The organism is Pseudarthrobacter siccitolerans (assembly GCF_030823375.1).
Classification (GTDB): Bacteria; Actinomycetota; Actinomycetes; order Actinomycetales; family Micrococcaceae; genus Arthrobacter; species Arthrobacter siccitolerans_A.
Genome location: NZ_JAUSXB010000001.1, coordinates 4,339,394 through 4,359,860, shown reverse-complemented (window position 1 = coordinate 4,359,860; position 20,467 = coordinate 4,339,394). Strand labels below are relative to the sequence as shown.

17 protein-coding genes are annotated in these 20,467 nt (G+C 64.3%); 3 read left to right on the top strand and 14 right to left on the bottom strand.

Annotated elements, in window-relative coordinates:
* Window positions 1-10 precede the first annotated feature (10 nt).
* From QFZ36_RS20210 to QFZ36_RS20185, 6 genes are all read right to left on the bottom strand, one after another.
* Window positions 11-1,354, bottom strand: coding sequence for a M16 family metallopeptidase (locus QFZ36_RS20210; protein ID WP_306638933.1), 1,344 nt, complete (start codon window positions 1,352-1,354; stop codon window positions 11-13).
* A gap of 114 nt (window positions 1,355-1,468) precedes the next feature.
* Window positions 1,469-3,730 (bottom strand): polyribonucleotide nucleotidyltransferase, encoded by a 2,262-nt coding sequence (locus QFZ36_RS20205; RefSeq protein ID WP_306639290.1) that lies wholly within the window; start codon window positions 3,728-3,730, stop codon window positions 1,469-1,471.
* Window positions 3,731-3,973: 243 nt separating this feature from the next.
* Window positions 3,974-4,243 carry a 30S ribosomal protein S15 gene (gene rpsO / locus QFZ36_RS20200; protein WP_104042798.1) on the bottom strand — a complete coding sequence of 90 codons (270 nt, stop codon included), beginning with the start codon at window positions 4,241-4,243 and terminating at the stop codon, window positions 3,974-3,976.
* A 195-nt stretch (window positions 4,244-4,438) separates the two neighbouring features.
* The gene (kynU, locus tag QFZ36_RS20195; protein WP_306638931.1) at window positions 4,439-5,707 is read right to left on the bottom strand and encodes a kynureninase; all 1,269 of its coding nucleotides are present in this window, start codon (window positions 5,705-5,707) and stop codon (window positions 4,439-4,441) included.
* Entirely contained in the window at window positions 5,704-6,558 is an 855-nt protein-coding gene (kynA, locus tag QFZ36_RS20190; RefSeq protein WP_306638930.1) for a tryptophan 2,3-dioxygenase, read from the bottom strand. Before kynA ends, kynU begins: the two co-directional genes overlap by 4 nt.
* A 38-nt stretch (window positions 6,559-6,596) precedes the next feature.
* Window positions 6,597-7,580: a bifunctional riboflavin kinase/FAD synthetase gene (locus QFZ36_RS20185; RefSeq protein WP_306638928.1), complete on the bottom strand. Its 984-nt coding sequence runs from the start codon at window positions 7,578-7,580 to the stop codon at window positions 6,597-6,599.
* A 301-nt stretch (window positions 7,581-7,881) separates the two neighbouring features.
* Here QFZ36_RS20185 and QFZ36_RS20180 point away from each other — a divergent pair, with 301 nt between their 5' ends.
* Window positions 7,882-10,785, top strand: coding sequence for a tetratricopeptide repeat protein (locus QFZ36_RS20180; RefSeq protein ID WP_306638926.1), 2,904 nt, complete (start codon window positions 7,882-7,884; stop codon window positions 10,783-10,785).
* On the opposite strand, the gene QFZ36_RS20175 is transcribed toward QFZ36_RS20180, so the two are convergent.
* The 3 genes from QFZ36_RS20175 to truB form a co-directional block, all read right to left on the bottom strand.
* Entirely contained in the window at window positions 10,782-11,216 is a 435-nt protein-coding gene (locus QFZ36_RS20175; RefSeq protein WP_306639289.1) for a hypothetical protein, read from the bottom strand. The genes QFZ36_RS20180 and QFZ36_RS20175 overlap by 4 nt on opposite strands.
* Window positions 11,217-11,277: 61 nt before the next feature.
* Entirely contained in the window at window positions 11,278-11,631 is a 354-nt protein-coding gene (locus tag QFZ36_RS20170) for a hypothetical protein (RefSeq protein ID WP_306638925.1), read from the bottom strand.
* A 2-nt stretch (window positions 11,632-11,633) separates the two neighbouring features.
* Window positions 11,634-12,584 (bottom strand): tRNA pseudouridine(55) synthase TruB, encoded by a 951-nt coding sequence (truB, locus tag QFZ36_RS20165; RefSeq protein ID WP_306638924.1) that lies wholly within the window; start codon window positions 12,582-12,584, stop codon window positions 11,634-11,636.
* Window positions 12,585-12,686: 102 nt separating this feature from the next.
* Here truB and QFZ36_RS20160 point away from each other — a divergent pair, with 102 nt between their 5' ends.
* Window positions 12,687-13,841 carry a pyridoxal phosphate-dependent aminotransferase gene (locus QFZ36_RS20160; protein WP_306638922.1) on the top strand — a complete coding sequence of 385 codons (1,155 nt, stop codon included), beginning with the start codon at window positions 12,687-12,689 and terminating at the stop codon, window positions 13,839-13,841.
* 12 nt (window positions 13,842-13,853) lie between these two features.
* Here the strand turns inward: QFZ36_RS20160 and trxA are convergent, their stop codons facing one another.
* Window positions 13,854-14,291 carry a thioredoxin gene (gene trxA, locus QFZ36_RS20155; RefSeq protein WP_306638920.1) on the bottom strand — a complete coding sequence of 146 codons (438 nt, stop codon included), beginning with the start codon at window positions 14,289-14,291 and terminating at the stop codon, window positions 13,854-13,856.
* A gap of 2 nt (window positions 14,292-14,293) precedes the next feature.
* Window positions 14,294-14,776: a nucleoside deaminase gene (locus tag QFZ36_RS20150; RefSeq protein WP_306638919.1), complete on the bottom strand. Its 483-nt coding sequence runs from the start codon at window positions 14,774-14,776 to the stop codon at window positions 14,294-14,296.
* Window positions 14,777-14,956: 180 nt separating this feature from the next.
* Between QFZ36_RS20150 and QFZ36_RS20145 the strand changes: the two genes are divergently transcribed.
* Window positions 14,957-16,081: a ScyD/ScyE family protein gene (locus QFZ36_RS20145; RefSeq protein WP_306638917.1), complete on the top strand. Its 1,125-nt coding sequence runs from the start codon at window positions 14,957-14,959 to the stop codon at window positions 16,079-16,081.
* A gap of 76 nt (window positions 16,082-16,157) precedes the next feature.
* Here QFZ36_RS20145 and rbfA read toward each other — a convergent pair whose 3' ends face one another.
* The 3 genes from rbfA to QFZ36_RS20130 all read right to left on the bottom strand — a co-directional run bounded on the left by rbfA (window position 16,158) and on the right by QFZ36_RS20130 (window position 20,357).
* Entirely contained in the window at window positions 16,158-16,667 is a 510-nt protein-coding gene (gene rbfA, locus QFZ36_RS20140) for a 30S ribosome-binding factor RbfA (RefSeq protein WP_306638914.1), read from the bottom strand.
* 253 nt (window positions 16,668-16,920) lie between these two features.
* Window positions 16,921-19,860, bottom strand: coding sequence for a translation initiation factor IF-2 (gene infB / locus QFZ36_RS20135; RefSeq protein ID WP_306638913.1), 2,940 nt, complete (start codon window positions 19,858-19,860; stop codon window positions 16,921-16,923).
* Between the two features lie 152 nt (window positions 19,861-20,012).
* Window positions 20,013-20,357: a YlxR family protein gene (locus QFZ36_RS20130; protein WP_373427057.1), complete on the bottom strand. Its 345-nt coding sequence runs from the start codon at window positions 20,355-20,357 to the stop codon at window positions 20,013-20,015.
* Between the last annotated feature and the right edge of the window lie 110 nt (window positions 20,358-20,467).

Genomic DNA, 20,467 nt, shown 5'->3' with positions numbered 1-20,467 from the left:
GTTTGCCCGGTTAGAGCCCGAAAGTCTCGGTCTCTTCAAAGGGTCCCACAACAGTCACAGTGCGGGGTGCCGCAGCCAGCTCTGCCGCGAGGTCCTGGACCTGCTCGGCCGTTACAGCCTTAATGAGCCGCAGAGTTTCGTCGATGTCCTGGTATTCACCGGAAACGAGTTCCGCCCGGCCGAGCCTGGACATACGCGAACCCGTATCTTCCAGGGCCAGCACGATGCCGCCGCCGAGCTGGCCTACGGCCTTGCGGAGCTCGTCGTCGGAAATTCCATGCTCAGCGAGCTTCTCCAGCTCGATGGACAGCAGGTCCAGGACCTGGCGCACCTTGGACGGCGTACACCCGGCGTACATGCCGAAGTACCCGGCATCTGCGTAGGAGGAGGCAAATGAATACGTCGAGTACACCAGGCCGCGCTTCTCGCGGATCTCCTGGAACAGGCGCGAGGACATGCCTCCGCCCAGCACGGCGTTCAGGACGCTCATAACGTAGCGGCGGTTGTCGGTGGCAACGATGGTCGGGCAGCCCATGATGATATTGGCCTGCTCCACCGCGCGCTTGACCACGTGAAGTCCCGCAGTCCCTGTGATCAGGGCCCGGTCAGTTGAACGCCTTTCCACCGGCGCGGCGTCGGTCTTCAGCGACCAGCCCGCCGACTCGAGGGCGTCAACCACCAGGTCGCAGACGACGTCGTGCTCCAGCCCGCCCGCCGCGGTGATCACCAGTTCGTCAGGGCGGTAATACCGCTGGTAGTGCTCCCACACTGAGTCGCGCGCCACTGCCTTGATGGCGTCCGGGGTTCCCCCGATGGGCCGGCCCAGGGGATGGTTGCCGAGTACGGCTGCGACAAAGTGTTCGTGCGCCACATCGGTGGGGTCGTCGCTGTCCATCGCGATTTCCTCCAGGATGACGTCCCGTTCCTGCTCCATCTCAGCAGGGTCCAGGACTGCTCCGGTGATCATGTCCGCAATGACGTCGATGGCCATGGGCAGATCCGTATCGAGCACGCGGGCGAAGTAGCAGGTGCTTTCCTTGGCCGTGGCCGCATTCGACTCGCCGCCCACCTCGTCAAAGGCCGAAGCGATCTCCAGGGCGGTCCGGCGCCTGGTCCCTTTGAAAAGGAGGTGTTCCAGGAAGTGGGTGGAGCCGTGCTGTCCGGGCGCCTCATCCCGTGAGCCCACGCCTACCCAAAAACCGATGGTTGCTGACCGCTGCCCCGGCATCGCTTCCGTCAGCACCCGCACTCCCCCAGGCAGCACGGAACGCCGGACTTCGGAGCCGCCGTCGGAACCGTGGACCAGGGTGTCGCCGCGGTGGTTCTGCTCAAGCGGCAGGGGTACAACAGTCATTGAGGCCTTTCAAAAGGGCAGCCGGGATCTGGCTGCCATCGTAACAGCGGCGGGGCCGGTGGATCATCCACCGGCCCCGCCGATTCATGCTTGTGTGCCGGAAAGCCGGAACTGTTAGACGTCAGCGCCTTCGGCAGGCTCCGTGGTGTGGGCGCGCTCGGTCTCGACCTCGGCGCCTTCTTCCTCGGCAACTACCGGGGCGAGCGAGAGCTTTCCGCGGTCGTCGATCTTGGTGATCTCCACCTGGACCTTCTGGCCCACCGAGACAACGTCCTCGACGTTGTCCACGCGCTTGCCGTTCGCCAGCTTGCGCAGCTCGGAGATGTGCAGGAGGCCGTCCTTGCCCGGGGTCAGCGATACGAAGGCACCGAAGGTGGTGGTCTTGACGACCGTACCCAGGTAGCGCTCACCGATTTCCGGGACCTGCGGGTTCGCGATGGCGTTGATGGCGGACCGTGCTGCTTCTGCAGACGGGCCGTTGGTGGCGCCAATGTAGACCGTGCCGTCGTCCTCGATGGAGATGTCGGCACCGGTGTCTTCCTGGATCTGGTTGATCATCTTGCCCTTGGGGCCGATGACCTCGCCGATCTTGTCCACGGGGATCTTCACAGCGATGACGCGCGGTGCGAACTCGGAGAGCTCATCCGGGGTGTCGATGGCCGAGTCCATCACCTCAAGGATGTGCAGGCGTGCTTCGCGGGCCTGCTTCAGGGCTGCTGCCAGGACCGAGGCGGGAATGCCGTCGAGCTTCGTGTCCAGCTGGATGGCCGTGACGAACTCGGAGGTACCGGCAACCTTGAAGTCCATGTCACCGAAAGCGTCTTCGGCGCCCAGGATGTCAGTCAGTGCGGCGTAGCGCGTCTGGCCGTCCACCTGGTCGGAGACCAGGCCCATAGCGATACCGGCGACGGCGGCCTTCAGGGGCACACCCGCGTTCAGCATCGACAGAGTGGAGGCGCAGACGGAACCCATCGACGTCGAACCGTTGGAGCTGAGAGCCTCAGACACCTGGCGGATGGCGTACGGGAATTCCTCGCGGGACGGCAGGACGGGCACAAGTGCGCGCTCTGCCAGTGCACCGTGGCCGATTTCGCGGCGCTTGGGCGAACCCACGCGGCCGGTTTCACCGGTGGAGTACGGCGGGAAGTTGTAGTTGTGCATGTAGCGCTTGGTCTTCACCGGCGACAGCGAGTCGATCTGCTGTTCCATCTTCAGCATGTTCAGCGTGGTGACACCCATGATCTGGGTTTCGCCGCGTTCGAAGATGGCCGAACCGTGGACGCGGGGCAGGACCTCAACTTCGGCGGTGAGCTGGCGGATATCCGTCAGGCCACGGCCGTCAATGCGGACCTGGTCCTTGAGGATGCGCTGGCGCACAACCTGCTTGGTGACGGAGCGGAATGCTGCGGACAGCTCCTTCTCGCGGCCCTCGAACTGGCTGGCCAGGGCAGCGGTGACTTCATCCTTCAGCGCGTCAGATGCATCGTTGCGCTCGGTCTTGTCCGCAATCTGGAAGACGGCCGTCAGCTTCTCGCCGGCAGCAGCCTCAACAGCGGCGTAAACGTCGTCCTCGTAGTCCAGGAAGACGGGGAACTCGACGGTCGGCTTTGCAGCGCGGGCGGCGAGGTCGGCCTGGGCGTCGCACAGTGCCTTGATGAACGGCTTGGCAGCCTCGAGGCCCTCGGAGACAACCTCTTCGGTGGGGGCGGTGGCGCCCTGTTCCTTAATGAGGTTCCAGGAGTTGTCGGTGGCTTCGGCTTCAACCATCATGATCGCGACGTCGTCACCGGCGATGCGGCCGGCAACCACCATGTTGAACACGGAGTTTTCCAGCTGCGAGTGCTTGGGGAAAGCAACCCACTGGGATCCGTTTTCGTCGGCGACCAGGGCAACGCGGACGCCGCCGATGGGGCCGGAGAACGGCAGGCCGGAAAGCTGGGTGGACATGGAGGAGGCATTGATGGCCACCACGTCGTAGAGCTCGTCGGGGTTGATGGCCAGGACGGTCACCACGATCTGGACCTCGTTGCGCAGGCCCTTGACGAAGGCCGGACGCAGCGGGCGGTCCATCAGGCGGCAGGCCAGGATGGCCTCGGTGGACGGGCGGCCTTCACGGCGGAAGAACGAGCCCGGGATGCGGCCGGCAGCGTACATACGCTCTTCGACGTCGACCGTGAGCGGGAAGAAGTCAAAGCCTTCACGCGGGTGCTTGCCGGCAGTGGTGGCGGACAGCAGTGCGGTGTCATCGTCGATGTACACCATGGCTGCGCCGGCTGCCTGCTTGGCAAGCCGGCCGGTTTCGAAGCGGATTACGCGCTTGCCAAAACGGCCATTGTCAATGACTGCTTCCGAGAACTGGATTTCGGGACCCTCCAAGAGAGTCACCTCCGTTTCTGTTTGACGGAAGTCCAGCCGCATCAACCCAGCCAGCATCTGTCTACTGGCCCTGCACCCGGTCATCGATCGAGACCCACGGGCCGGGGCTTCAGTCAACGAAGCCGTTCCCGGGGATCACTACCGAGGACCGCGAATGCGTGATGCGGTTGATCCTCCTGTTTAATTTTTCATTTGAAGAAGGCGGCCCGTTCCGTGTGGGAAAGGGCCGCCCCTAAAGTCCGACTAGCGGCGCAGGCCGAGGCGCTCGATGAGCGAACGGTAGCGGGCGATGTCGGTCTTCTTGAGGTAGCTCAGCATGCGCTTGCGGCGACCAACCATGGCCAGCAGACCGCGCTGGGTGTGGTAGTCGTGCTTGTGCTCCTTCATGTGCTCAGTCAGATCCTTGATCCGCTGGGTCAGGACTGCAACCTGGACCTCCGGTGAACCGGTGTCGCCTTCTCCGGTTGCGTATTCCTTGATGATGGACTGCTTTACAGCGGCTTCAAGTGCCACAATAACTCCTTGGGATGTGCCGTGAGGGCCCAGGTCAGAAACTCACTGCCGGGTCTGCCGGCGCAACGTGTCAGGGATCTCCAATCGGAAATCCCGTCAGTGCTGAGCTCAGCAGGAACCAGCCGCCACGGACTGCAGCCGGATCCATCGTCCAGTTTACCGGCCCCGTCCCAATCTTGTCGAAACCGTCCGAATTCAGCCTTTCAGCCGGTCCCGGATCGCGGACATGCCGTGCAGGACCTCTCCGAAGCTGGTGCTCAGCGGCGAGAGCCCCACGCGGATGCCATGCGGAGCGCGGAAGTCGGGGATCACGTCCTGGTCCCACAGCTCCGCCACTGTTTCCTTCACGAAGGCGGGGTGGTCCAGGGTGATGTGGCTGCCCCGCTCCTCCTGTTCCCGGGGCGTGGAAAGTTCCGCACCGAGGGGCGCCAGCAAGGCGTCGAAGATCTCGATGGCGAAGGTGGTCAGCTGCACGGATTTCTCCCGGATGGCCGCCATGGTGGCCTCCTCAATGAGGTCCAGCGTGCCGCGCATGGCGAGCATCCCGAAAATCGCCGGCGTCCCGCTGAGGAATCCGCGGATGCCGGGAGCCGGCTCATACCCGGCCGCCATCTCGAACGCGTCCTTGCGCCCCATCCACCCCCAGATGGGCTGGTTGAGCGAGGCGAGGTGGCGCTGGTTCACGTAGGCGAACGCGGGCGACCCCGGCCCGCCGTTGAGGTACTTGTAAGTGCAGCCGGCAGCGAAGTCCACGCCCGCGCTGTCCAGGGCCAGCTCCACCGACCCCGCAGAGTGGCAAAGGTCCCACACAACGAGGGCCCCGGCATCGTGCACTGCTTCGGTGATCGCCGGAAGGTCCGCCACATGGCCGGAACGATAGGCGATGTGGCTTAAAAGTACGACGGCGGTGCGGGGCCCCGCTTTCTGGCGCACCTGGTCAAGGGTCACCCCGGCGGCAGGGTCGGTTTCGATCCAGCGAAGGGTCAGGCCCTCCTCGAGGGCGATGCCCTCAACAAGGTAGCGGTCCGTGGGGAAGTTTCCTGTGTCCAGGACCAGTTCGTTCCGGTCCGGGTCCGCCACGGCGGCGAGGGCTGAGCGGATGAGTTTGTACAGGACCACGGTGGTGGAATCGGCAATAATGGTCTGCCCGGGCGCCGCGCCGAGCACTGCCCGGCCCAGCTGGTCGCCGATGGTCTGGGGCAGCTCCAGCCACTCCTCGTCCCAGCCCCGGATCAGCCGGCCGCCCCAGCCATTGCGGATAAAGGCGCCGATGTCCTCCGCGGTCCGCTTGAGCGGCCGGCCCAGGGAGTTCCCGTCGAGGTAGGACAGCGGGGTGTCCGTGCCAATGAACAAGTTCCGGTAGTGCGCCAGCGGGTCCTGCCGGTCGAGTTCGGCCGCGCGCTGCTGCAATGATGTTCCTGCGTCTGCTGCGGGCTGTGCAGCGGGTTGTTGCTGGATGCTCATTGGCCGATCTCCGTCCTGACTGCGAATAGTTCCGGGAAGAACGTCAGTTCGAGGGCCTTCTGCAGGAACGCAGCGCCGCTGGAGCCGCCGGTTCCCGTCTTCATGCCGATGGTGCGTTGAACGGTGCGCAGGTGCCGGAAGCGCCAGAGCTGGAAGTTGTCCTCCAGGTCCACCAGTTCCTCGCAGGCTTCATAAGCAGCCCAGTTTTCCGCAGCGTTCTCGTAGATGTGCTTGAACAGTGGAACGAGTTCCGGCCTGAATTCGTGGGCCTGGGTGACGTCCCGTTCCAGCACGGACCGCGGCACCTCGAAACCCTGGCGCGCCAGGTAGGCCAAGAATTCGTCATAGATACTCGGTGCGTTGAGCAGTTGCTCGAGCATGGCGTGGGCCTCCGGATCGGACTCGAAGACCGAAAGCATTTTGCCGTTCTTGTTGCCGAGGATGAACTCCACGGCGCGGTACTGGCTCGACTGGAACCCGGAGGCATTCCCCAGGAAACCCCTGAACTGCGAGTATTCGGTGGGGGTTAGGGTAGCCAGCACCGACCACTGTTCGGTGAGGGTTTTCTGGATGTGCTTGACCCGTGCAATGCCCTTGAGCGCCGAACCCAGGTCATCGTCCCGGAGCCAGGCGGCGGTGCTGCGCAGCTCATGAAGTACCAGTTTGAGCCACAGCTCGGTGGTCTGGTGCTGGATGATGAACAGCATTTCGTCGTGGTGTTCCGGATGGCTGACCGGGTGCTGTGCGCTGAGCAGGGTTGGCAGTTGCAGATAGGAGGCATAGCTCATCCGCGAGCTGAAATCGCGGACGATGCCTTCGTCCAGCTTCCTGGTGTTCTTCTCAACGGACACGGTGCTGCCTTTCGCTGCGGGGTTCGCCCTGCGGACGGTTAGCGCCTGGCCAGCAGGTTGTGGGCCTGGACCACGTCCAGCCGCATCTGGTCCACCAGCGCCTCAGGCCCACGGTAGGCCACCATGCCCCGCAGCCGCGCCACAAATTCAACAACTACTGTCTGGCCGTACAGATCGAAGTCCTCCACGGCTTCCCGCGGCCGGTCAATGACGTGGGCTTCCACCTGGCGGCTGACGCCGTCGAAGGTGGGATTGGAACCGACGGAGATGGCAGCGGGCCAGCGCGTCCCGGCCTGGTCAACCAGCCAGCCGGCGTAAATGCCGTCAGCGGGAATGAGTCCGCTGGCGGCGGAGGCAAGGTTGGCAGTGGGAAAGCCAAGGGCACGGCCGCGGGCGGCGCCATGGACCACTTCGCCGCGCATCCGGTGCGGGCGGCCGAGCACCGCGGCGGCAGTGGACACGTCCCCTTCCTGGAGGGCTTCGCGCACCCAGGTTGAGGAGCAGCGACGGTCCGTACCGTCGTCGTCATGCAGCGGGTAGCCTTCTGAACCGAACTCGCTTATGACGTGGACCTCGAAACCGAACTTTCCGCCGAGCGCCTTCATGGTGTCCAGGTCGCCCGAGTTGCCGCGTCCGAACCTGGCGTCATGGCCGATGACGACGTGGCTGGCGTGCAGGCAGTCCACAAGGAACTGCTCCACGAATTCTTCAGCGGTGAGGCTGGCGAGGTCCAGGGAGTACTTCATCACCAGGATCCCGTCCAGGCCCAGCTCCCCCAGTGCCTCCAGTTTGTCCTCCAGCCCCATGATCAGCTCGGGCGCGGACTCGGGCCGGTGGATGAGGGCCGGGTGGGGATCAAAGGTGACGGCCACGGACTTGGACTGGGTGAGCCTGGCGGTGCGGATCAGTTCGGACAGCACCTGCTGGTGGCCGCGGTGCACCCCATCGAAGTTCCCGAAGGTGACAACAGATGGGCCGAAGTCCGCCGGGACCTCGGACGGATCGTTCCAGATGTAGACCATCACCCTCGCCTTTAACTGCGTGCAAGTATCAACGTTCAGGACCGTAGCGGCCACGGAACTCTCTAAAGATTACCTGTAGTTAGTGGGCCACTTTGACGAGCAAGACAGTCGCCCGTTTGAGGCGCTGGCCAGGCTTCTGTCACATTCGCCCTCGACTTTGACCTCGTTCTATTGCTGCCGGTACTTCTGTTGCCTGACGAGTCTGTCTCAGATTTAGACCTTGCGGTTCGGATACTGTTGCACTCAATAGGCGGAACTGTGTTTCTGCGGCCGCCGCAGGCATAACCTGGGGGTTCAAGCAATGAAAAGTGCCATCTCTCGCGCGCAGGAAATGATCCTCACGCTGACGACTCAGCATGGCCCGGAGCATCCCGATGTGTTTGCCGCCCACCTCGCACTTTTCACTGCATCCAGCGACGCCGGGCTCCGGCACACTCTGGTTTCTTCCACGGACGAACTCTTCAACCGGGCCCAGCGGGTGTTAGGCCTGGAACATCCACTAACACTTACCTTGGCCCACGAACATGCAGAAGCTCTAGGTGCGGTATCCCGGGATGTGGAATCTCTGAATTTGCATCAGCGGGTCCACAATCTTCGTGTCCGGGTACTTGGTCCCGACCACAAGGACACCCTTGAGAGCCTGGACAGCATCGGCGCAAGGCACCGCGCCCTCTCCGACGGCCCCGCTGCTTTGTCCACGTACGAGCAACTGTATGCAGCCCGGCTCCGCTTGAGCGGCCCCACCAGCCGCGAAACCCTGCTTGCGCGGAACGGCGTGGGAATGGCTCTGGCCACACTTAATCGCCAACACGAAGCTGTTGGACTTTATGAGGAGTTACTGCCAACTGCCGAAGGTACTTTTGATGCAGATTCCTCCCTTCTTCTAAGCATTCGCAACAATTACGCAAATGCGCTTGGCGCCGTTCGGCGACACGCCGAAAGTGCAGCCGTCCACGGGCATGTCTATGGCGAACGCCTCCGGACCGGAGAAGCGAACCAGGTCATGATTTTGCGGTCCGCGATGAACCTCTGCGGACAACTGAGGGAACTTGGGGACTACACCGAAGCCCTGAACATCCTCGAGGGAGCCATCGACAGCGCGTCGGGAAATCTGGGTGCCAAGCATCCCCAGATGACCCAGGCGAAACTGGAGTTGGTTGCGCTCCTATGGTTCTCAGGCTCGAAGGAGGAAGCCTTCGCGCTCCATACGAAAATCAGCGAGGACTGCATAGAAGCGTACGGTTTCGCACACCCGACGACTCTCTTTTGCCATGAGTCCATGGCCGAGCGGCTTGTCGAGAGGGGCGAGATACCAGCCGCCACGGCGGTGAGACGCACGATCCATGCAGCAGCGATGGAGGCTTTCAGCGACTGCCACCTCATGAAGTTTTGGGCGCACCATATCCTGGCATCAGGCCTGAGTTGGGCTAAAGAACACGCGGAGGGCCTGGAATTTGCCCTGCTGGCTGCATCAGGCCGACGGCGCCTGCTGGGCCCTGATCACCAGGGGACTGTGGAGTCCGAGATAGTAGTAGCACACACGCTTGCCTGGTTGAAAAGGCACCATGAAGCTTCAGACCAGTACGGCTACGTAGCGGACCTTCTGAGCAGGCAGCGGGGGGAATCTGACCGCGATGTGATAAAAAACCGCTGGAGCGCGGCGCGGCAACTATTCAAGGCCGGGGAGCAGGAAAATGCACTGCCCCTCTTGACCACCGCGTTGCAAAACCAAATAGCAGCTCACGGAGAGCATGACGACGTTAGCCTCAAAATGCTTTCCCTCTTTGCGCGCAATTTGTATGAGGCTGGCGATTGGGAATCGGCACTGGAGCATACCTCCCGCTGGGCGAACCTTGTTGAAACCTGTTTCGGTAGTTCTGCCCAGCAGACCGTCGACGCCCTTACAGTGCTTGCGGAGTGGTGTGAGGGTTTGGAGGTTCCGGACCAGGCCCTGGATTCCCGTCGCCGGTTACTTCGGTCGTGGCGTCTGACGACTGGACCCGACAGTGAACAGACTTTAGAGGCGGAGAAGTGCCTGATAGCTGCGTACGTGATGTTTGGAGACCTCGGTACGGCGGCGCGGGAAGCAGCTGGTTTCTACGATGACCGCTGTCAGCGGCTCGGCGGAACGGATGAGAAGACTCTAAAGTCGCATGCAACTCTTGCCAGGTTGCTTGAACTGCAGGGTGAGTGGGAGGCCCTGATCTCGTTGCGGCGCAAAGCGTTGAAAGAGGTCATGAGTGAAGCGGCTGACATCCGGATTGTCCAGGACCTTGAGTTCGCGTTGGCCGACGCCTTGGCTGCCGCAGGCAAGGATGAAGAGGCGCAAGAACGCCTTGGACACCTACTCGATACTCAACGGGCGACGCTCGGCGCTGCCCACCCGCGGACAGTCCGCGTTCAACAGGCGGTAGCCCGCCTCTACCTTCGATCCGACAAACCAAGCGATGCGGTGCCCCACTATGAGCACCTGATCAAGGCGCAGCGAAACAGCGACGGCAAGGACACGCCTGAATCTCTGGAATCCCGATTGGAGTTCGCGCACTTGCAGCATGAGCTGGGGCTCTCCGAGGCGCATGAGACGTTCCGTTCCAACTATGAGCTGGCGGTGCGGCTCCTGCCGGATGATGCCCGACTACTGGCGGCGAGGAACGATTTTGCCCGCAGCCTGTACGAAGAGGGCCAACATGAGCAGGCCTTTGAGTTGCTGAGGTGGAACGTGGTGGAGTCAACACGGATTCTGGGAGAGGAACACAGCGACACCACGAGAATCCGTTACAGCCTGGCAAATGCCCTTGCAGACGCTGGTCATGCTCACGAATCGGTGGAAATTCTCCAAGCGGCCGTGGATGACCATGCGCGCACCGGAGGTGGACTGGTTAGTGTGCTGCCCATGCTGCGGACCCTCGCGGACACCTTGCGTGAAAGCGGGCGGTCAACAGATGTGCCGGAGGCTTATCGGCGAGTGATCAGTATCTTGTCCGACCAATTCCCACTCCCGCAGGAAGTGACCGAGACTGAGTTGCGCGAGAGGCTGCCGGATCCGTTCCGCTACGAGGACGCCATCGAGCTGGAACTGTTGAATGTAGCTGAACTCCAAAATAAGTACGGACACCACCACCCGGAAGCCCGCGCTGCTACCGACAAACTGCTTATGACGCTGCAGGCCGTCCTGTCAACGCTAAACCAGAGTAGGTGGGACTAGCGGCGTTTGGAGTCTGTACGTGAGGGCCGGCGGCGGTACAGCCACACCAGGCCCAGGACCGGCAGGAGCAGCGGAATGAATCCGTAGCCGCGGCCAAACAGGGACCAAACCGTCTCGTGCGGGAACTGGACGGAGTCAACGACGCTCAGGGCACCCACAACCAGGACGCCCACCAGTTCAACCAGCACCGCTGCGACGGACACCTTAAACCACGTGCTGCCGGCTTTGGCCAGAGACACCGTGGCCACCACGTACACCAGCGCGGCGAACGCGGACAGCAGGTAGGCCAGCGGCGCCTCAGAAAACTTGGTGAAGATCTGGTACCCGGCGCGGGCCGTCGCTGAGATGGCGAACACCGCATAGACGGCGATCAGCAGGCGGCCCGGCCCGGTGTTGCGGGTGTTCCGCACCGGAGCTTGCTTGCTAGCCACGGCGGCGGATGCGCCCTTGGCGGCGGGTTTCTGGTTTTTCACGTTGCGTGCTTCTTCCACTTCAGTACCAGATCTGGTTCATTCGGGCGGCCATCACCAGTGCGGTGACGCCGACGGCGGCCAGGACAAAGTTGCTCCACCGGGTCCGCTCCAGGACGGACCAGTAGACGGCGGCGGGCGGCAGGAGCATGGCCGTGGCCAGGTAGCCCCAGAACTCCCACGCCTCCCCGGCGATGGGCTCACCCGCGATGACCCGCACGATAGATCCCACCAGGTATACCAGGAGTGCCACCTCGACGGCGGCCACCGAGAGGATGGTGACGTCGTTCGGCGCCTTCTTCAGGATGCCGGCCAGCAGGCAGATCCCGGTGGACAGGAGACCCACCACCAGGATGATGTAGAAATACGCGTCCACGCTCAGGCCGCCCCAGTGGTGCCCGTGCCCGGGCCGTTTGCGGATCCGCCGGTCCCGGGGGCGAAGACCAGCACGGGCTTGGCGAAGCTGCCCGCATCTGCCAGCAGTGCCACCAGGCTTCCGTCAGGGGCGAAGGCGGCTGCGGGGTGTTCGGCAGTGGCTGCGGCGGGGTTGCCGGGGGCGGCGCCGGCGGCAATCCGGCGGCCGAATGAAATCTCGGTGGTTTCCTCCGGGCTGAGCTCGCGGTTGGGCATCAGCGCCCGGGCAGCCTCTGCCATGTCGAGGACGTCGAGCTCTTCCGCGAGCTGTTCGAGGGTGCGCGCCTGCTCCAGGGAGTATGGTCCCACATGGGTGCGCCGCAGGGCGGTGAGGTGTCCGCCGACGCCGAGGGCGTTGCCAAGGTCGCGGGCCAGGGCGCGGATGTAGGTTCCCGACGAGCATTCAACGGTGACGTCCAGGTCCACTACGTCCGCTTCATCGTCCCTGCTGATGCTGTGCACCTCGAACCTGTGGATAGTGACCGGGCGGGACGCGAGCTTGACCTCTTCACCGGAGCGGACACGGGCGTAGGCGCGTTCGCCGTTGACCTTGATCGCGCTCACGCTGCTGGGCACCTGCTGGATCTGCCCGGTGAGATCGGCGACACCGCGGTGAATTGCCTGCTCATCCACCCCGGCAGCGGCGGCTGTGGCAGTGACTTCACCTTCGGCGTCGTCCGTCACTGTGGACTGGCCCAACCTGATGGTGGCCGTATACGTCTTGGAGGTGCCCACGATGTAGGTGAGCAGGCGGGTGGCCTTGTTGATGCCCACCACCAGGACGCCGGTTGCCATGGGATCCAGGGTGCCGGCGTGCCCTACTTTCCGCGTACCGGCGATGCGCCGCATCCGACCAACCACATCATGGCTGGTCCATCCCTGCGGTTTGTCCACTATCACCAGTCCAGAAAGCACGCTTCCCAGTATATCGGCGCTGGTCCCGGCACCCGCCCACGCCCCACCAGGCCCCGCCGCAGCTTGAACGCAGCTGCTGAAGAGCCGGTTAGGATGGCAGGCATGCCTGAGCTTGCCGCCCATGTCCGCGACGTGCCCGTCAGCCAGATCCGTGAGATCACGGAGGCCGCGTGGCGCACCCCCGGCGCCCTGGTGCTCAGCATCGGCGAGCCCGGGTTCCCGCTTCCCCGCCACGTCCTCGACGCCGGCATGGCCTGCCTCGACCGCGACGAAACCAACTACACCCCCAACGCCGGCATTCCCGCCCTGCGCGAAGCGTTCGCAGCCAGGTTCCGGGCGCAGCAGGGCTGCGATATTAACGCCGACCGCGTGTACGTGGTGGACGGCGCCCAGCAGGGGCTGCACTTCGCCATGAGCCTGCTGCTCTCCCCCGGCGACGAGATCCTGATCCCGAACCCGGGCTACCCCACTTTTGCCATGACCAGCCGGCTCCTCAATGCTGTTCCCGTGGGCTACCCGCTGTACCCGGAGCAGGGCTTCCAGCCCAGGACCCGGGACATCGAGGCGCTCATCACGGACCGGACCCGCGTACTGGTCCTGAACTCGCCGTCCAATCCGCTGGGCGCGGTCCTCAGCGAAGAGCTGACGCGGGAACTCGTGGAACTGGCCCGGCAGCACGATCTCTGGGTAATCTCGGACGAGTGCTACGAAGCGTTCACCTACGATGTGCCGCACGTGAGTCCGGCAAGGTTCGACGGCGGGCTGCCGGGCGAAGCGCGCGTCTTCACTTCGCTGACACTTTCCAAGACGTACGGCCTCACGGGGCTCCGGATCGGCGCGCTGGTATGCCCACCGGGGCTGGAGCAGAAGATGAACAACGTGATGGAGTCGATCGTCTCGTGCGTGGCGTCGCCGTCACAGTATGCGGCGCTCGCCGCCCTCACCGGGCCGCAGGATTACGTCCAGCACGCGCACGGACACTACCGGGCCAACCGGGACGCCGCGTCCGCGGTGCTCGACTCCAAGGGCATTCCGTACCTGAAGGCCGACGGCGCGTTCTACCTCTGGGCGGACGTGTCCCATGCCAGCGGCGGGGACGTCCGCGTCTGGGTCCGGCGCTTCCTTGCGGAGTCAGGCGTGGCCCTCGCACCAGGGACGGCCTTCGGTTCCATTGGCGAGGGCTGGGTGCGGATTGCGCTGTGCGGCAAGCGCGAGGAACTGCTGGAAGGCCTGTCCAGGCTCCCGGGGCGCCTTTAATCGGCTTTCCAGCTAGCGCCGCGTTCCGGCCAGCGCCCCGTCCAGCCACGTCCGCAACACCTCCGCCGGCGCGGCCCCCGCCTGGCGGGCCGCGACCTTGCCGTCAACGATAACCATCAGCGTGGGAATGGCCTGCACATCGAACCGGCGGGACAGTCCCGGATTCCTGTCGACGTCGACCTTGACCAGTTTGACGGCTCCCTCCCGTTCCCGGGCCAGCTTGTCCAGGACGGGGCTGACCATGCGGCACGGCCCGCACCACTCAGCCCAGAAGTCCACCAGTACCGGAACAGGCGACTGTTCGGCCACCGGGCCGAAATCGGCATCACCGGCCTCCACGATCCACGGCAGTCCGCGATGGCAGCTTCCACAGCGGGGCCGGCCGGCGGCACTGGCCGGGATCCGGTTGGTCTTCGCGCAGTGCGGACATTTGATGAGGGACGCTTCCATACCTAGTAGTCCTTCCTGCTTTTGTGCTCGCCCCAGGCCAGGAACGGGGCGTCCGACGCCGGCACGTCTCCCCTGCTGACCGGGAGGAGTTCGGGACGCGTACCGGAGAAGTAGTCGTAGAAGATGGCGTCATCAAAGCCGGCGGAAGCAGCGCCGTAGCGGTCCGCGGCGAAGTAGACACGGTCGATCCGTGCCCAGAGGGCAGACGCCAGGCACAGCGGGCACGGCTCGCAGCTGGTGTACAGGACTGCCCCGCGCAGGTCGAAGTGCCGGATGGCGGCAGCGGCGGTGCGGATGGCCACCACCTCGGCATGGGCGGTGGGGTCGTTATCGCGCGTGACCCGGTTGACGCCTTCGTGTACCCGTCCGTCCTTGGTCACCACTAAAGCACCGAAGGGACCGCCGCCGTCGGCAACGTTCCGGGTGGCCAGGGCCACCGCCCGTTCGAGGTACTGGTTGGCATCGCCGTTGTCCGCCTGGTTCATAGCTCGATCCTAGCCAAAGGGTTGGTGTTAGGGGATGAAACTAGGGGGTGCAATAGGGGGAAATCCGGGCGACATTCCTTGCCCGGCAGGCCTAACCTGAGCCGGGGGTTTCCGAATTTTATGCCTCTCGCGAGGCTCCTTATCCGGCCCGTGAAGGGCGCCAAACCGGAGTACCCAATTATGAAACGAAAACTCGCCTTTATTGCCTGCCTGGCCGTGACGATGGTCCCGGCCGCTCCGGCTTTCGCATCCAGCCAGGAACCTGATATCGAGGTTATGGCCACCGGCCTCTTCTCGCCCCTCCACCTGGCTGTCGGAAGCGGCGAATCCGTGCGCGTCAGCCAGGACTTCGCGGGCATACTCACCCGAGTGGAACCCAATGGTGATACGAAAGATGTATACACGGCCAAACCGGGTTGGGAAGTGGCCGGCGTGGAAATCCATGATTCCAGCACCTATTTCCTGGAGAGTGTTGGAGCCGGCCAGGGCGACCCGGAAAAGCTCGAGGGCTATCTGAAGGTGCTGGGGCCGGAGAAGGACGTCCGCACCATCGCCAGCTTCGCGGACTTCGAACGGAAGCACAACCCGGACGGGGACCAGCACTACGGCTTGGAGGATGGCACCAGCGAGGAATGCATTGCTGCAATAGCGTCCCTTCCGGATGCCCCTCCACCCCAGTACACGGGAATCGTCGACTCGCATCCGTACGCCCTGGCCATCCGGAATGATACAGCGTACGTTGCCGATGCCGGCATGAATGCTGTCCTCAAGGTTGATCTGGAGTCCGGCAAGGTGTCAACGCTGGTGGTCCTTCCACCGCGGCCGGCTACGATCTCCAAGGACGTTTCAGAGTTTTTGGGCGTGCCTGAGTGCACAGGGTTCGAGTACGCTTTCGAACCGGTCCCCACGGATGTGGAGATTGGTCCGGATGGTTGGCTGTACGTCACGTCGCTGCCCGGCGGCCCCGAGGTACCCGAACTGGGCAAGCGTGGCGCGATCTTCAAGATCAACCCGTGGAACGGTGACACGACCGTCTGGGCGGACCACATCCTCAGCCCAACCGGCCTGGCCGTGGCCGACAATGGCGACGTGTACGTGGCGTCCCTGTTCGGCGGTGAGATCCTGAAGTTCGACTCCAGGTCAGAGCGGTCCCAGTTCCTGGCTGTGAACCAGCCCGCGGATGTTGAGTTTAGGGACGGCGACGTCTTCGCCACGGTTGACGCACTGCCGGCGGAGCCGGATCCGTCAATGCCAGAGGCCCCCGCACCCAAGCCTGAAGGCAGGGTCATCGAAGTCGACGGTTGATCAGGAGAGGACTTAAATGAAACAGGACCCGGATACGCATCCGGGTCCTGTTTTCTGTTTGCGGGATGTCCGCTGACTACTTGCTGCCGTCTTCGTCGGGTTCCCCGGCGTCGGTGAGGTCGAGGTCCTCCTCGTCGAAGTCGTCTTCGTCGATGTCCACGTCGGCGGACGCGTCGCTCTTGTAGGGATCGGGGTCCCCGGCGTGCCGGGCCTGCGCGGCAAGGGCGGCCACTTCGGCGTCGCGCTTCTTGGCCTCCCGGAGCAGCTCCTCGAGGTTGGACGCGATAACGGGAATCTCGTCGGAGACGAATTCAAGGGTGGGAGTCAGCCGGATACTGAGGTTGCGCCCCACCTCCTGCCGAAGCACACCCTTGGCCTTCTCCAGGCCCTTGGCAGCATCAGCCTGAACGGCCTGGTCCCCCAGGACGGTGTAATACACGGTGGCATGCTGCAGATCATTGGTCACCCGGGCATCAGTAACAGTAATACCCTCCAGCCGGGGATCCTTAACCTTCCGGCCCAAAGCCTCAGCAACAACAACCTTAATCCGCTGCGCCAACTTGGCAGCACGTGCCGGATCAGCCATGAACAACTCCTATAAGAAGAAAAATTTGGGGGTACTACGGCCTGATGCAGCAGAACGTACCCCGATTGGATTGATGCCACGCACGAAAGGCGAGTCAACGACGCACCGTTGGGATTTTTCCGGCGGCCAGGGAGTGGCATCGGGCCTGCCGAAGCTGGGTGGCCGACGTCGTTAGACGTAGGCCACCCAGCGAAGGGGCGGGGCCGCCGGAAAAATTCCAACGGCCCCGCACCTTTATGAAACTGACTTCAGACTAGACGCGCGGCTTCTCACGCATCTCGAAGGTCTCGATGATGTCGCCTTCGGTGATGTCGTTGTACGAGCCAAGGCCGATACCACACTCGAAGTCCGTGCGGACCTCGGTGGCGTCGTCCTTGAAGCGCTTGAGCGTCTCAACGGTGAGGTTGTCACCGATGATCTTGCCGTCGCGGCTGATGCGTGCCTTGGTGTTACGGCGGATGATGCCCGAGCGGACGATCGAGCCGGCGATGTTTCCGAACTTGGAGGAGCGGAAGACTTCGCGGACTTCGGCGGTGCCCAGCTGGAATTCTTCGTATTCCGGCTTGAGCATGCCCTTGAGCGCCATCTCGATGTCATCGATCGCGGAGTAGATGACGGAGTAGAAGCGCATGTCCACGCCTTCGCGGTCTGCCAGTTCGGCAACCCGCTCGGCAGGCTTGACGTTGAAGCCGATGATGACGGCGCTGTCCACTGTTGCCAGGTTGACGTCGTTCTGCGTGATGGCACCAACACCGCGGTGGATGACGCGCAGCTGCACGCCTTCCCCGACGTCGATCTTGAGCAGGGCGTCTTCGAGGGCTTCCACGGCACCGGACACGTCACCCTTGAGGATGAGGTTGAGGGTGTCGATCTTGCCTTCGGCGACGGCCTGGTCGAAGTCTTCGAGGCTGATGCGCTTGCGGCGCTTGGCCAGGGCGGCGTTGCGGTCCGCAGCTTCACGCTTCTCGGCGATCTGGCGGGCGGTGCGCTCGTCAGCGGTCACGAAGAAGGTGTCGCCTGCACGCGGGACGTTGGACAGACCCAGCACCTGGACGGGGCGGGACGGGCCGGCCTCGGTCAGGGCGCTGCCGTCGTCGTCGAACATCGCACGGACGCGGCCGTGGGCCGTGCCTGCCACGATGGTGTCGCCGACGCGCAGGGTGCCGGACTGCACCAGGACGGTGGCCACGGAACCGCGGCCCTTGTCCAGGTTGGCTTCGATGGCGATACCGCGGGCGTCCTTGTTCGGGTTGGCGCGCATGTCCAGGGCAGCGTCTGCGGTGAGCAGGACTGCCTCGAGCAGCTCGTCGATGTTGAGGTTCTGGCGGGCAGAGACCTCAACGAACATGGTGTCGCCACCGTATTCCTCGGGAACCAGGCCGTACTCGGTCAGCTGGCCGCGGACCTTGTCCGGGTTGGCGCCTTCCTTGTCGATCTTGTTCACGGCCACCACGATGGGCACGTTGGCTGCCTGGGCGTGGTTGAGGGCTTCAACGGTCTGGGGCATCACGCCGTCGTCCGCTGCGACCACCAGGATGGCGATGTCGGTGACCTTCGCACCACGGGCACGCATGGCGGTGAACGCCTCGTGGCCCGGGGTATCGATGAAGGTGATCTTACGGTCGTCGCCTTCGTGGTTGTGCGTGACCTGGTAGGCACCGATGTGCTGCGTGATACCGCCGTGCTCGCCCGCCATAACGTCGGACTTGCGGATGGCATCGAGCAGGCGGGTCTTACCGTGGTCAACGTGGCCCATGACCGTGACAACCGGAGGACGTGCCTCGAGGTCTTCGTCGCCTTCAGCCTCAAGCTCTGCTTCGAAGTCGATGTCGAAGGTGGAGAGCAGCTCGCGCTCCTCGTCCTCCGGCGAGACGACCTGGAGCTTGTAGCCAAGCTCTTCGCCCAGCAACGCAAAGGTTTCCTCGTCCAGCGACTGGGTGGCCGTTGCCATTTCACCGAGGTGGAACAGCACGGTAACCAGAGCGGCGGGGTTCGCCTCGATCTTGTCGGCGAAGTCCGTGATGGACGAGCCACGGCGGAGGCGGATGACGGTGTTGCCGTCGCCGCGGGGTACGCTCACGCCACCCAGCGACGGGGCACTCATCTGCTCAAGTTCCTGGCGCTTTGCACGCTTCGACTTGCGCTGCTTGCCGCGGCCTGCGCCGCCCTTGCCGAAAGCACCCTGGGTGCCACCGCGTCCGCGGCCACCCTTGCCGAAGCCACCGCCTGCGGGAGCTCCGCCACCGGCACCGGGACCACCGGTTCCGGGAGCGCCACCGGGGCGTCCGGGGCCGCGGCCGCCGGCACCGGGACGGCCTGCACCTGCGGGTGCGGGACGCTCAGTGCGGTTGGGCATCATGCCCGGAGTAGGACGGTTTCCACCGGCGCCGCCGGGGCGCGGGGCACCCGGGCGGGGTCCACCGGCACCTGCGGCGGGACGGGGACCGCCCGCACCGGCTGCGGGACGCGGCCCGCCGGGACGGGGCCCGCCGGCACCAGCTGCAGGACGGGGACCGCCGGGACGGTCGCCGTCGGTGCGGCTTCCACCGGGGCGGGGCATGCCCTGTGAGGTGGCAAACGGGTTGTTGCCCGGACGGGGAGGACGCTCGCCGTCGCCGCCACGGCCGCGGGGCATGCCCTGCGAAGTAGCGAAGGGGTTGTTGCCCGGACGGGGACCGCCGGGACGGGGAGCGGAGCTGCCTGCCGAACCGCCCTGACCGCCGGAGCGGGTGGGGGCAGCGGGAGCTTCGGCCTTGGGAGCCGGACGTGCGCCGGGCTTTGCGCCGGTGGACGGAGCAGTGCCGGTGGACGTGGCAGCGGGGGCCGCCGGAGCCGAGGGCCTGCTGGCAGCAGGTGCCGCCGGAGCCGAAGCAGCAGGCTGGGCCGGAGCCGCAGGAGCGGCGGGGGCCGGTGCCTGCGCCGCGGGAGCCGGAGCCTTGGGAGCTGCCGGGCCGGGGGCTGGAGTTGAAGGACGTGCTTCTGCGGCCGGGGCGGTCGCCTTGGGCGCGGCCGCCGGTGCTGAGGCCTTGGCAGCAGCGTCGGGGAAGGCGTTGCGGAGTTTACGCACAACGGGGGCCTCAATGGTGGAAGAGGCGGAGCGAACAAATTCGCCCAGTTCCTGCAGTTTAGTCACTGCATCTTTGGAAGTAATACCGAGCTCTTTGGCGAGCTCATGTACGCGGACCTTGGCCACATTTCTCCTGTCTCGGTCCGCACCGAGCCAGGCACGAACCGTCTACTTCTTACTGCGGACCCCAGCCGCGATTACTGCGGAAGGGCCCATTGCAGAGCGCAACAAAGTTGTCATCGTTGCGCACTCATCGCTGGGAACTCATCGGGTTTCCATCAGATTTCTGACCCGCTTTCAGGTTGGACGGTTGGTGTTGCAGTTGCCGTGGTGCCTGCAACGTTCGTGTCCGGCTTGATCCAGTGTTCGACGGCGGCAGTTCCGGTTGCGCCCGGAAGGGCACGTCCGAAAGCCCGCCGTTTGATCGCCAGAGCCAGGCACGATTCGCTGGGGTGCAACCAAGCACCCCGGCCAGCCAGCCGGCGTCGTTCATCCACCAGGACAGCGGTTGACCCGCTGCCTTCGGCGACGAGCCGGAGCAATTCCGACCGCAGGCCCTTCTTCCGGCATCCGATGCAGGTACGCTCGGGTTGATTTCCGGTGGAAAGCACTGCCACGGTCATCTTCCTGACATTCATATCTGCTGGCCCGGGGAATGCCTGACCTCCGCTGTGTCAGCGGAAGGGGCATGCTCAAGGCACACGGCTGCCGGCCGTTGGGCGCGGCCTTTTCT